A 14,203-nucleotide genomic window follows, 5' to 3' on the forward strand; every position below is an offset into this window, starting at 1 on the left:
GGACAATTTTGTGCAGACGGCGGGGCCGCTGGTGCTCGACGCGGCCAACAACCGCCTGCTCGTGGCCGACACCCGCCCGAGCCAGTCGACGACGAGCCTGACCAACACCAAGATTGTGGCCGTGAGCCTGGCCGCCGGCAACGCCGTGTCCACCCTCCTCACCGCCCCCTACATCGCCGGCTCCACCTCGACGGTGGTTAGTGGCCTGGCTTTGCTCGAAGCAGTGTCCCCCACCGTGACGACGGCGACGCCCGGCAGCCCGACAAATACCAGCGCGGCGCTGGGCGGCAACGTGACCGCCGACGGCGGCGCAAACGTGAGCAGCCGGGGCGTGGTGTACAGCAGCACCAACACCACGCCCACCATTGGCGGCAGCGGCGTGACGCAAGCGGCCAACGGCACGGGCACGGGCACGTTTTCGGCCACCATATCGGGGCTGGCGCCCGCCACCACCTACTACGTGCGCGCCTATGCCAGCAACAGCGCGGGAACCAGCTACGGCAGCGTGTTGAGCTTCAGCACCCTGCCCAACGCGCCGGTGATTACCAGCCCGACCAACGGACAGGCATTCGCCAGCAATACGCCCCTCTACACGGGCACGGCGCAGGCCGGCAGCACCGTCACGGTCTTTGTCGACCTCACGGCCATTGGCACCACCACGGCCACGGGCGGCAATTTCAGCCTGGCCCAACCCACGGCCCTGGCCGAGGGCAGCCACACGGTGTATGCCCGGGCCACTTTGAACGGCGCGACCAGCGCCAACAGCACCACTTTTAACTTTACGGTAGACACCAACGCGCCCAACACCACCCTCACCGCCACCCCGCCGGCGCTCAGTAACAGCGCCTCGGCCACGTTCACGTTCACCGGCACCGACACGGGCAGCGGCGTGGCGTCTTTTCAGGCCAGCCTCGACGGCGGGGCTTTTGCGACGGCCACCAGCCCGCGCACGTACACGGGCCTGGCCGACGGGTCGCACACCTTCCAGGTGCGGGCCATTGACAACGCCGGCAACGTGGACCCCACGCCGGCGACCTATAGCTGGACCGTGGACACCACTCCCCCGGCGGCGCCGGTGGTGCTGACGCCGGCCAACGGCAGCCAGTTGAGCACCACAACGCCCACTTACACGGGCACGGCCGACCCCGGTACCACCATCACCGTGCTGATAGACGGCAGTTCGGTGGGCACCACCACGGTTTCGGGCGCGGGCAACTGGACCTTCACGCAGCCCACGGCCCTGGCCCAGGGCAGCCACACGGTGAAAGCCCGGGCCAGCGATGCCGCTGGCAATAGCAGCGTCGACAGCAACACCAACACGTTCACGGTGGACACGGCCCGCCCCGCGGTGGCCATCACCTCGACGAGCGGCGCCAACGGCGGCACGACCGCCACCTCGCCCCTGCAGTTCACGGCCACGTTCTCGGAAGGCGTGGCAGGCTTCGTGCCGGCCGACGTGACGGTGGGCAACGGCACGCTCTCCGGCTTTGCCGGCAGCGGCTCGACCTACACCTTCAGCGTGACGCCGGCCACGCCCGGCACCCCGACCACGGTGAACGTGCCGGCCAACGTGGCCCAGGACGCGGCCGGCAACGGCAACACCGCCGCCGCGCAGTACAGCCTCACTTATACACCTCCCACGGCCTCGGTGGTATCGGTCACGCGCTTGACGCTCTCGCCCACGGCCACGGCCCAGGTGCGCTACCGGGTCGTCTTCTCGGGCACGGTAACGGGCCTGACCACGGCAAACTTCAACCTGACTACTTCGGTCCTGAGCGGCGCAGCTGTGGCCAGCGTGTCAGGGTCGGGCACTACCTACACGGTGGTGGTGAACACCGGCACCGGCGACGGCGCCCTGACGCTGAACGTGGCCAATTCCACGGGCGTTTCGCCCACCCTCAGCAACGTGCCCTACACGGCCGGCGAAACCTACAGCATCACCAAGAGCTTCGCCGCCGCGCCCACGCTGCGCATTCAGGCGGCGGGCAGCGCCAGCGGCAACAGCGACGTGACGGCCTTCGTGGACGTGGTGCAGGTGCTGCAAAGCGGTACGAGCACGGTGGTGCCCAACGGCTTGCAAAACGGCAGCTTTGAAACCAACAACGTGCCGGCTGCCGGCTTCAAGAAGACGGCCGACGGCGTGGTGGCCGCGCCCTGGAGCTTCACCAGCACGTCCGGCGTGGCGCGCTACGGCAGCGGCTTCGACTCCCAAGTCCCGGGCCAGCCCCAGCCCCTGCCGCCCAACGGCGACGCGGTGGCCCTGATACAGAGCGCCGGCGACAACAACGCCAGCCTCTCGCAGAACCTGGCCGTGCCCACGGGCAGCTACCAGGTGAACTTCCAGACGGCCCAGCGCTACTACACCGCGGTCGACCAGCGGTTGAACGTGTTCGTCAACGACGTGTTCGTGGGGGCCATCCAGCCCGGCCAAACCCCGGCGTACGAGCCCTTCACTTCGGCCACGTTCACCGTGTTTGCCCCGGCCCTGACGGCCACCGTGAGCACGACCGCAGCCAGCCCGACCAACACCTCGCCCATTCCCTTCGCGGTGAGCTTCTCGCAGAGCGTGGGCACGAGCTTTACGGCTGCGGACGTGACGGTGACGGGCGGCACGCTCACCAGCGGCAGCTTCTCGGGCAGCGGCGCGGGTCCCTACACCTTCACCGTGACGCCAGCCGGGTCGGGCACTGTATCGGTCAGCCTGGCCGCGGGCGTGGCCCTGGACGCCAACAATACGAGTAACTCCGCCAGCAACACGATGAGCGTGCAGTACGCACAGCTCGTGACGGCCGCTCCGGTGGTCCTCGCGCCGGCGAACGGCAGCTTGCTCAGCACCAGCACGCCGGCTTACAGCGGCACGGCCCCGGCCAACAGCACGGTGACCGTGTACGTGGACTTGACGTCCATCGGCACGACCCCGGCCGATGCCACGGGCAACTGGGCCATAACCCAGCCCGTGGCCCTGACCCAGGGCTCGCACACGGTGTACGCCACGGCGCAAACCAGCGGCAGCACGGTGAGCGCCAACTCCAACACCAATAATTTTGTCATCGACGCGGTGCGGCCCACGGTGGCAATCACGAGCTCGGCCGGCGCCAGCGGCGGCACGACGGGCACGTCGCCGATTCCCTTCACGGTGACCTTTTCCGAGAACGTGAGCGGCTTCGTGACCGGCGATATCACCGTGAACAACGGCACCATCTCGGGCTTCTCGGGCGCTTCGGGCAGCACTACCTACACGGTCACGGTGACGCCCGCCACGCCCGGCACCGCCACCACCGTGACCGTGCCCGCCAACGTGGCCCAGGACCCCGCCGGCAATGGCAACACCGCGGCGCCCGCGTCTTACTCGCTGACGTTTGTGGCCCCTACCATTACGGTGGCCCCGGCTACGCTGCCCAACGGCACCGTGGCCGTGGCCTACAGCCAGACGCTGACGGCCTCCGGCGGCTCAGGCTCCTACACTTATACTGTCACGAGCGGTGCCCTGCCCGCGGGCCTGACCTTGGCTGCCGGCGGCACACTGGCCGGCACGCCCACGGCCGGTGGCACGTTTAATTTTGCCGTGACTGCCACCGACGCCTCGGCGGCACCCGGTCCGTATAGCGGCACCCGCGCCTACACCCTGACCATTGCCGCCCCGACCATTGCCGTAGCGCCGGCCACCTTGCCCAATGCTACTGCGGGTTCGCCTTACAGCCAGGTCATCACGGCCTCGGACGGCACGGCGCCGTACACTTATACCGTCTCGGCCGGTGCCCTGCCCGCAGGCTTAGCTTTAGCTCCCGGCGGCACGCTGGCGGGCACGCCCACGGCCAGCGGCACGTTTAATTTCACGGTAAGGGCCACCGACGCCACCACCGGCGCGGGCCCCTACAACGGCTCGCGGGCCTACACGCTCGCGGTGGCGGCCCAGCCCGGAACGGCGGCGCCCACGGTGTTGGCTCCGGCCAACGGCGCCCTGACGAACAACTCTACCCCAACTTACTCGGGCACGGCCCCGGCCGGCAGCACGGTCACGGTATACGTCGACCTCACGGCCATTGGCACCACCACGGCTTCGGGCGCGGGCAGCTTTTCCCTGCCCCAGCCCACCTCGCTCGCCGACGGTAGCCACACGGTGTACGCCACGGCGCAGGCCGCCGGCGCAACCGTGAGCGGCAACAGCAACACCAACACGTTCACGGTGGAAACGGCCCGCCCCGCGGTGGCCATCACCTCGACGAGCGGCGCCAGCGGCGGCACGACCGCCACCTCGCCCCTGCAGTTCGCGGTGACGTTCTCGGAAAGCGTGACGGGCTTCGCGGCCGGGGGCGTGAGCGTGGGCAACGGCACGCTTACGGGCTTTGCCGGCAGCGGCTCGACCTACACCTTCAGCGTGACGCCGACCACGGCCGGCACCGCCACCACGGTGAACGTGGGCGCCAACGTGGCCCAGGACGGGGCCGGCAACGGCAACACCGCCGCCGCGCAGTACAGCCTCACCTACCTCGCCCCCATCACGGCGACCATCTGGACCGGCAACCTGAGCACCGACTGGTTCACGGCCGGCAACTGGACCGCCGGCGTGCCCACCCCCACCGTAGACGCCACCATTCCGACGGTTTCGACCCGGTCGCCGATATTAACCGCCGGCACGGCCACGGCCAAAAACCTGACCATCGGCGTCAGCGCGGGCGTTTTGCACACCGGCGGCACCTTATCGTTGACGGGTAATTTCATCAACAATGGCACTTACACGGGCTTTAACACGACCACCGGCGGCACCGTGGCCCTCACCGGCACCAGCGCTCAGACCCTGGGCGGCAGCAGCCCGCTCCGCTTCTGGAACCTGAGCGTGGGTGCCAGCGGGGCCACGCAGGCTGTGGCCGTCGACATCGCGCGGGTGCTGACCCTCACCGGCAACCTGAGCACCGGCGGGCAGCCGCTCACGCTGCTCTCGTCGGCGCAGGGCGACGCGCTGGTGAACAACGCCGGCGGCGTGGTGAATGGCACGGCCACGGTGCAGCGCTACATCGACCCGAGCCTGAACCCCGGCCTGGGCTACCGTCACTACTCGGCCCCGGTGAGCAACACCACCGTCAACGACCTGGCCACGGCCGGCTTCGCGCCGGTGGTGAACCCGGCCTACAACACCTCGCCCACCCCGAGCCAGGTCACGGGCTTTCCCACCGTGTTTGGCTATGACCAAAGCCGCCTAGCCCTGACCAATAACCTGAACCCCTTCGACAAGGGCTTCTTCTCGCCCGCCGCCCTGAGTGACCCGCTGGCTGTGGGCCGCGGCTACACCGTCAACATTGCGGCCTCGCAACTGGTGGACTTTGTGGGCACGCTCAACAACGGCGACGTGAACGTGCCGCTGGCCAGCAACCGAGCCAGCTTCCCCGACGGCGGCTGGCAGCTGCTGGGCAACCCCTACCCCGCCCCCATCGACTACTCCACGGTGCCGGCCAGCGACCGGGTGAATCTGGAAGGCGCCATCTACGTGTACAGCAGCACGGCCCAGTACGCGGGCCAGTACCGCAGCTACGTGAACGGCGTGGGCGGCAACCCCGTCATTCCCGCGGGCCAGGGCTTCTTTGCCCGCGTGGCGGCGGGGCAGTCGGCGGGCTCCATCACCTTCCGCAACGCCAACCGCCTCACGGCACCCAGCGGCACCACCTTCCAGCGCGGCACCTCGGAAACCCGTCCGCTGGTGCAGCTGACGCTGCGCGGGGCCACGGGCGCGGCGTCCGACGAGGCGTACGTGTACTTCGAGGCCGGCGCCACGGCCGGCATCGACCCACAATATGACGCCGTGAAGCTGCCCAACACCACGGGCCTGAACCTGGCTTCGGTGGCCGCCGGCACGCAACTCGCCATCAACGGCCTGCCCACCGGCAGCACCACCACCGTGACCGTGCCGCTCGCCGTGGCCGTGCCGGCCCCGGGCACCTACACGCTGCGCGCGGCGCAGGTGCTCAACTTCCCGGCCGGCGCCCAGCCCTTCCTGCGCGACCTGCAACTGGGCACGCTCACCGACCTGAGCCTGACGCCCGCCTACACCTTCACCCAGAACGCGGCCGCCACCCCCCCGCGCTTCGAGCTCGTCTTCGGGGCCCAGCAGGTGCTCGGCACGGCCTCGGCGTCCTTGGCCGCCCAGGTGGCCTTGTTCCCCAACCCGGCCACGCAACAGGTGTATGTTGAACTACCGTCGTCGCTCAGCCGTACAGTTGTAACGGCCGGACTGGTGGACGCCCTGGGCCGCACCGTGCTGACGCAGGCCCTGCCCGCCGGCCTGGCCCGGCATACCTTGCCGCTGACCAATCTGGCCACTGGCGTTTATTCGCTGCGCTTACTTACCGAAGCCGGCGTGGTTGTGAAAAGGCTGGTAGTGGAATAACAGCCTCTTTCAATGCATGATAAAAGCCCCGGCTGTGCCAGCAGCCGGGGCTTTTTTTATCTACTCAAGACCGGCAAAAGCAGGTGCCGGCCCAGCACCAACGGCCTCCTACCAGCCATTGCCTGCATCGGGCCAGGCTCACCAAACATCTTTGCCAAATGCTGTGCGGCAACCGTTTGGAAAACTTCCTTGTAGGACCGGGCTACCTCACTCCCACCAATAAAAAAGGGCCGCCCCAGTCGGGGCGGCCCTTTTTGGCCTTTATGCAGCCGAGGCTTATTCCAGCACTACTTTCTGGGTATAGACTTCGGCACCAGCCTGCACACGCAGCGTGTACACGCCGGCGGCCAGGCCGCGGGTGCTGAGCAAGTGCTCGGCCGTGCCCGAGGGCAGGGCTTGCGAACGCACCGCCTGGCCCAGGGCGTTGAGCAGCGTGGCCTGGCTGGCACCGGGAGCGCTCAGGCGCAGGGCCAATTGGCCGGTGTTGCTGGGGTTGGGGAACACCTGCAGGGCACTGCTGTTGGTTTGGGCGCGAGCGGCCAGCACGTTGGTGGCGGCAATGGTGAACGCACCGGGGGTATCGGAGCTGCCGTAGCCGCTCACGGCCACGTAGTAGCGCGTGCCCACCGAGAGGCCGCTTACCGCCACAGGGCCGCTGAAGGCCGTGTTGTTGGCGCCGCTGCCCTGGCAGAATACCTGCGTGAACGGCCCGGCCGAGCAGCTCGGCGACGAGTACACGCGCACCGCGCCGGCGGCCGTGCCCGTGATGGTGAAGGTCGAGGTGGTGGCGTTGGCCGTGAAGGCGAACCACACGTCTTTAGGCAGCGAGCCGCCCGCGCAGGCGGGCAGCTGAATGCTGGCCTGCGTACCGGTGGTGGCGCCCACCGTGGTGCCCGACACCGCCGTGCTGCCCAGGGCCAGGGCACCGCAGGGCTCGTCGTTGGCCGGCACGGTGAGGGGCGTGGTGAAGGGGAAAGGACCGGCCAGCGTGCTGCTGCCGTTGAAGCCGCCGCAAATCTGCTGCACGTAGAACTGATACGCCGTGGTGGCGCTCAGGCCGGTCAGCGTCGTGGTGTTGGCGGTGAGGCCCGAAACGGTGGTGCCGCCCGTGGCGGGCAAGAAGCCGTTGAGGCCGTAAATCACCGAGTAGGTGCTGCCGGCGGCCAGCGTGCCGCTCCAGTTCAGCACGGCCGTGCTGCTGGTGAGGGCACCCGTGCCGAGGCCCGTGGGCGCCGGGCAGTTGGGCACCGGCGAGGCGCAGATGGTGAAGTTGCCGAGCGTGCCCGACGTGCTGTACTCGTTCACGCGGATGTAGTAGGTCGTGCTGGGCGTGAGGTTGTTCAGGTCCAGTACTGGGGCAGCCGTGTTGGAGGCCGTGCCCACGCAGGAAATGTAGGTGAGCGGGCCGGTGCAGGCCGTGCCCGAGTAGGCCCGTACCACGCTGGCCGCGCCGCCCGTCACGGTGATGCGCACCTGCGTGCTGGCGGGGCCGGTGGCCGCCGTGGTGAACCGGAACCACACGTCGCGCGGGGCCGAAATGGAGCCGCAGCCCGTGCCCTGCGCGCCGCCGGCATACACCGTGCTGGGCGTTTGGGTGGCCCCCACCGTGGTGGTCGATATGGGCGTGCACACGTTGTTGACGGTCAGCACGGTGGCACCGCAGGGGTCGTCGTTGATTATCTGCGTCGTGAAAGCCACCGGCCCGGCCGTGCCCGAGTTGGCGCCGCCGGCGCAGTTCAGCGTCACGTAAAACTGGTAGGTGGTGCCCGGCGTCAGGCCCGTGATGGTAGTGGAGGGCCCGGTGAGGCCCGAAACCGTGGTGCCGCCCGTAGCGGGGTTGAAGCCGGTGGGGCCGTACACCACGGAGTAGGTGCCGGTGCCGCCCGTGAGCCAGGTCAGCGTGGCCGTGGTGGTGGTGGTGGTGGCCGTGAGGCCGGCCGGCGTGAGGCAGCCCGTGGCCGACTCCAGGATGATGTTATCCAAGCCAATGTCGTTGCTCAGAAAGTCGCCGCGGCCGCGGAAGCGAATCACGGCCGTGGCCGAGGTGCTGCTGATGGGCAGCACCTGCGTCACGAAGCCGGGGCCCGTTACGCCAAAACCCACCAGACGGCTGAAAGTGGCGCCGCCGTCGTTGGAAATCTGCACCACCAGCGAGTCGGAGCCCGCCGAGTTGTTGATATCAAAGCTCAGGCGCTTGGCGCCGGCCGCGCTCAGGTTCACATACAAATCGAGCAGGGCCATCACGCCGGCCTGCGTGTAGCCGCTATGAAAACGCGCCGAGCGCGAACCCTGGCTGGCCACGGGGGTGTAGAGGTAGGAGTTGGGCAGCGTCCAGGCCGCGGCGGCCGCGTCGTCGTCGCGGCGCCACGAGTTGTTGCCGGTCGCCGGCGAGTTGCGCCACGAGGCGTTGGGCACGTCGCGGGTGCTGCACACGTCCAGCCAAGTGCCTTCAAAGCTTTCGATGACGGGCAGCGTGGCGTAGGTGGGCGCCGTGGAGGAAATGGTGACCGGCGCGGAGTTGGCCGATTGCGCGGTGGCGCTACAGGTTACGCGGGCCCGGTAGAGCGTGGTGGTGGTTTGGCCGGCCACGGTGTAAGTGGCGTTGGTAGCGCCCGTGATGTCGGCGTAAGACGTGCCGCCGTTGGTGGAGGACTGCCATTGGTAGGCCAGGCCCCCGTCGGTGGACACGCCGGTGAGCGACACCACGATGCCGGCGGCCGCGCAGGTGTTGGTGGCGGTGGCTACGGCCGTGCCGGCCGTGGGCGCACTGTTGCACACGGGGTTTACCGATACGCCCATCACGTTGAGGACGCCCGCCGTGGAGGTTTTATTAAACGTCACGCTTTGCACCAGCTTGGCGAGGTTGGCCGGGGCCAGCGTGAACTTGTATTCGTAGAGGCGCGGGTCGGTGGTGTTGTTGGTGATGACGTTGTCGGCGGTGCTGACCCGGCCAATGCCGGCAATGGTTGCTCCCGAGCCGCCAAACCAGTCGCCTACCGAAATGGACGAGAAAATCTGGGTGGTGCCGTCGCTGAACGTGACCGTAACGCCCACCGTGCTCACGCCACTACCCGACGAGGCCAGCACGTAGAGGTCGCCGGCCGTGCGGGGCGTGGCCAGCGTGAGCGTGCCCGTGGCCGCCGTGGCAATGCGCAGCGAGTTGTTGGCGGTGTAGGAGGCCAGTTGGAAGCTCAGGCCCGGCGTAGCGGCGCTGTTGATGAGGCCCGAAGCCGGCAGGCCCACGGTGGCCGACGCGCCGGCGGGGTTGGTGTAGCCCAGCGCCATGAGGGCGTACGACACGCCATCAAAATCGGCGGTGGTGCGCGTCGCAGCGGCCCCGGTGCCATCGGCCACCACATCGGCGGTGTAGCCGGTCACGGCCACGGGCACGGGCGCCGCCTGGGCTGCCCCCGCTAAAAAAGCCCCCAGGCCAAGGGCCCGAAGCACTGGCTGGCACGTTCGCGTAAACAGGTTCTTCATAGGAAAAATGACTGGTTAGAATTTTTCCAAATGTAAACGCAAACCCTTCAGGCAATACCCTGATTCAGATGATTTTTAGCTGATAAGTGCTGAATGAATTTTAGGTGAAATTTTGCACTTTCAATGAAAAAAGCGCTATTTATTCATTGCAAAATCAACATGCTGTTCGTTATCAAGCAAAGTTGCTAATTGAGTCCACCAAAACTTGTCTTTTTGGCAATCAGAGAAGTGACTCAATTATGCGGAATGGCCCAATTATTTTAGGCTGATTGACCGCAGAACTAACTTTTTATTTGAAAGGCCCTTCTCTGACTAGGCACCTCATCCGGCTAGAGCCGGTATTCTGTCTAAAGCTCCATGAAAAATGAAGGGCCCTGGCTCTGCATTCGAAACAGGCCCCCGACCCTGGCTGAAATCCGACAGGCCCGCTTTCCCCCATGCTTATTTCCTGGTCATGCTGACGACCTTTTTATTCACGCCGGCCCCGAACTCCAGCGCCTGTTTGGCTTTGCTCGCGTCGGTGCGGGTCAGGGTGATTTTTTGGGCTTTTTCGGGGCCGGACACGCGCAGCAGCACCGCTGCGCCGGGCGCGTAGCCGATGCCGTCGAGGGTGATGTTGCGGCTGTTGTGCACTTCCATCACCGGGTCGGTCTTGGTGGGCAGCAGGGTCACGTTGGTGAGGTTGATGCGGTCGGCCTCGATGCACACCAGGCCCTGCTCGCTGCGCAGCACCGCGTTGCGGACGCTGATGTCCTGAATGGCCATTTCGGGCAGGCCGCGCACCAAAATGCCGGTTTTGGCGCCGTTGCAAGTCACGTCCGAGATGTAGATTTTGCGGAATTGGGGCGTGCCTTCGTCCACGGGCTTGGGCGGCGAGGCAGGGCGCTCCTTCGAGCCGGGCACCTGCGGGCTGGGGTCCTTTATCATGTAGTACATGTCAAAGAGCAGGGCTTCGTTGAGAATGTCTTTCATGGTGACGTGGTCGATGAAGATGTTTTCGACCACGCCGCCGCGGCCGCGCGTGGTTTTGAAGCGCAGCCCAATGTCGGTGCCAATGAAGGTGAGGTTGGAGGCGTAGATGTTGCGGGCCCCACCCGACATTTCGGAGCCGATGACGAAGCCGCCGTGGGCCCGGTACACCGTGGTGTTGCGGATGAGAAAGTTCTCAGTAGGCACGCCCCGGGCGCGCCCCTGCTCGTTGCGGCCGCTCTTGATGCAGATGCCGTCGTCGCCGGCCGTAAAGGTGCAGCCCTCCACAAGGCCGTTGCGGCACGACTCCAGGTCCAGGGCGTCGGTGTTGGGGCTGTAGGGCGGGTTGATGACCTGCACGTTGCGCACCACCACGTCGTCGCTCAGCAGCGGGTGCACCGTCCAGGCCGGCGAGTTCTGGAACGTGACGCCCTCAATGAGCAGGCGCTTGCAGCCGTCGAGCACCAGAAAATCGGGCCGCAGGTAATCCTTAATGTCCTCGAAGTCGGCAATGTTCTGCTTTTCGGACGTGAGCACACCGGCTTCTTTCACGGTGGTGCCTTTGAGGGCCTGAGCCGTGGGGTACCACCGGTCCTGCTTCTCGTTGAGGGCGCCGCCCGAGGCCACCAGCTTTTTCCATTCGCTTTCCAGGGTGCGGGCTTTCTGCACCATCCACCAGGCCTCGCCGGCCCCGTCGAGGATGCCGCGGCCGGTGATGGCCACGTTCTCGAGGTTCTTGCCGTAGATGAGCGGCTGGTTGCGCACAGCGGCCAGGCCCTCCCAGTTGGTTTTGATGAGCTTGTAGTCGGCCAGGCGCTCGCTGAACTGCACCAGCGCGCCGGTGGCCACGTGCAGGTTCACGTTGCTTTGCAGCTCGATGGGGCCGGTGCGCCACTGGCCGGGCGGCACCAGCACCACCCCGCCGCCCTTGGCCGCGCAGGCCGCAATGGCCTGCTGGAACGCGGCGGTATTGGTGGTTTGGCCGTCGCCCACGGCGCCGTATTGGGCAATGGAAAAGGTATCGGCGCGAAAGGCCGTGGTTTTGACGGGCGGCAAGGCCGCGCGGGTCTGGGCCGCGGCGGCATGCGTTAACAAAACGGCGAGGCTGAGGAGAAAGGATTTGGTCATCGTTGGCGGGGTGTGGCGTGGACTCAGCGAGTCCGCGCTTGGCGAGTGGAAAGGGCGCGAAGCCGACGCGGACTCGCTGAGTCCACGCCACAACACTACGGCATTTTCTGCAGGCCTTCCCACTTCACTTTCCAGTTTTTGGGAATGCCGGGGTTGGCTTCTTTGCAGCCGTCGTAGCCGGCGCACATGAGGGCCACGGCCGCGAGCAGGCCGCCGTTGCCGGGCAGGTAGAGCGGCAGGCGGCCTTCCTGGTAGTTGTGGCCGTTGGGCAGGTAGGTGTTCTTCTGCACCTTCATCAGCAGGGCATCCACGGCTTTTTCGGGCAGGCCGAGGCGGGTGGCCGTCATCGACGTCATCGGAAAGTCCCAGCCCCAGGTATCATTCCAGCTCCAGTCGCGCCACACCAGGTCGAAGGTGCGGCGCATGGTGGCGGCGTCCTGCTGGCCGGTGGCGGGCATCACGCCCAGCGCGGCCAGTACCGAGGGATGGTCGGTTTTGAATTCGGGGTTGGTGTAGGAATCGGGGGCGCTTTCGGTGGCCAGGTACACGCCGTTGGCCTCGGGCAGCTTCGAGAGCTTGGCCAGTACCTCATCCCATTTGGCGTTGCGCGGCTGGCCCTGGCGCTCGCGCCATTGCTGGGCAATGTCGAGGGCCCAATGCCAGTACACCAGCTCGAATGTGGGGTTGAAGGTTTCTTCGGCCTTGAACCGCTCCTGGGCCGGAATCACGCCCTTGCCGAGGATGTACCGGTCTTTTTCCTGCTCATAAAATGGAAACGAGGCCATGAACTCGGCCGTCTGCGCCACTCGCTCCTGGTAGAGCTTCAGGGTGGCGGCGTTGGGGTGGGCGCGGTAGGCTTCCTCGGCGAAATAGATAGTGTGCGGCTGCTGCCACAGCAGGAACGCGCCCACCGATGAGGGGCCTTCCTCGCCCCAGGGGTCGGTCATTTTCTGCCAGCGCCAGCCGGCGTAGCCCTGGCGCTGCGCAATGCCCCGGGCCACGGCCTGCACGTCGGGCCGGGCGTACCAGGTCAGGCTCTTTTCCAGGATTTCGGGGCGGCCCCAGAGGGCAAAGTGGGCCGCGTGCCACCAGTGCATTTCGAGGTGCGGGCGGCCGTACCAGCTGTTCAGCAGCAGGCCGGTTTCCTGGGGCGGCTGCGAGCCGGCGTTGTGCAGGCGCGTGAGGTATTGCGAGAGCACCACGCGGCGCTCCAGTTCCTGGGCGCGCGGGTCGGGCGTGCCGCCAAAATCGACGGCGCCGCCACTCCGCCAGAAGGCAGCCCACTGCTGGCGGCTGCTGGCCAACGTAGCGGCAAACGTGGGCGCCGCAGCGCTGGCTTTGAGCGGCGTAAACTGGCAGCTGAGCTCCAATGTGGCGCTTTGCCGGCCGGGGGTGAGCACGAATTCGTGGGGCTGCCCCGCGGCCAGCGTGGCCGGCTGGGCCCAGCTCAGGGCCACAAAGTAACGCGTGGTATCGAGTTGATGGGACACCAGCGCGCGGCCGGGCTTCTGCTCCGCAATGCCCGACTGGTGCTGTTCGGGGTGCGAGTAGTCGACCGCCATATCGGCCCACCCGGCCGTGGGAAAGGGAAAGCGCAGGGCCACTTTCAGCCGGCCTGCTTTCAGTAGTTCCGAGCTCACGCGCACCGCCACCGCGTCCTGCCCCTGGTGCCCCACGGTGAGCACGTCTACGGCCGCTCCCTCCACCGTGAAATGGCTCTTGATTTCGCCCGTCCACGGGTTCAGCTCCTGCTTGATGTTTTTGATGTCCCGAACGCCAGCCTTTTGGCCGTTTTTCTTCAGCATGACAAAGCCCAGGTTGCCCAGCTGCAGGCGGTGCGGGTTGGCCCGAAAGTAGTCCACGGCCTCTTTGTTGCCGGGCGTTTTCACCTGCACGGCGTAGCTCACGGGGCGGCCGTTGAGGGTGTAGGTGCGCAAGCTTTGGTCGAATTTATAGCCTTCCTTATTCGGAAAACGGTGCCAGCCCCACTCCGACTCGGTGCCCAGCGGCAGGCCCTTTTCGTAGTGCTGCGGGAAGGTCTGGAGGCCGGTAAAGTCGGTGGTAAAGGCAAACCGGCCGTTGCCGACTGACAGCGAGTTGAGCGAATCGGTAGTGGTGACAACGACCTTGTGGCGCTCCACCACGGCCTGGCGGTTGATGGGCGCCGACTGCGCGCCGGCCCGTCCCGGCGCTACAGCCGCCAACAACCCAATGAGGAACACGCTAAGCGAAATTTTCATGGAA

Annotated in this window: 4 protein-coding genes; 1 reads left to right on the forward strand and 3 read right to left on the reverse strand. The window is 66.7% G+C overall.

The genetic code is table 11. The features are described from left to right. Positions 1-10: 10 nt before the first annotated feature. Entirely contained in the window at positions 11-6,382 is a 6,372-nt protein-coding gene (locus JAO73_RS03205; protein ID WP_317191195.1) for a T9SS type A sorting domain-containing protein, read from the forward strand. Between the two features lie 276 nt (positions 6,383-6,658). Here the strand turns inward: JAO73_RS03205 and JAO73_RS03210 are convergent, their stop codons facing one another. From JAO73_RS03210 to JAO73_RS03220, 3 genes are all read right to left on the reverse strand, one after another. Continuing rightward, entirely contained in the window at positions 6,659-9,862 is a 3,204-nt protein-coding gene (locus JAO73_RS03210) for a fibronectin type III domain-containing protein (protein WP_198975732.1), read from the reverse strand. Positions 9,863-10,303: 441 nt separating this feature from the next. Next, a complete protein-coding gene (locus JAO73_RS03215; RefSeq protein WP_233168676.1) occupies positions 10,304-11,926 on the reverse strand; it encodes a glycoside hydrolase family 28 protein in 1,623 nt (540 codons plus the stop codon). A gap of 128 nt (positions 11,927-12,054) precedes the next feature. After that, positions 12,055-14,199, reverse strand: a complete 2,145-nt coding sequence (locus tag JAO73_RS03220; protein WP_198975734.1) for a hypothetical protein — start codon at positions 14,197-14,199, stop codon at positions 12,055-12,057. Between the last annotated feature and the right edge of the window lie 4 nt (positions 14,200-14,203).

Origin of the sequence: Hymenobacter miniatus, from assembly GCF_016427455.1 — a bacterium.
Taxonomy (GTDB): domain Bacteria; phylum Bacteroidota; class Bacteroidia; order Cytophagales; family Hymenobacteraceae; genus Hymenobacter; species Hymenobacter armeniacus.

Bases quoted from the DNA above. Each gene is read 5' to 3' on its own strand.
- JAO73_RS03210 (WP_198975732.1), bottom strand. From the start codon at position 9,862: ATGAAGAACCTGTTTACGCGAACGTGCCAGCCAGTGCTTCGGGCCCTT.
- JAO73_RS03220 (WP_198975734.1), bottom strand. From the start codon at position 14,199: ATGAAAATTTCGCTTAGCGTGTTCCTCATTGGGTTGTTGGCGGCTGTA.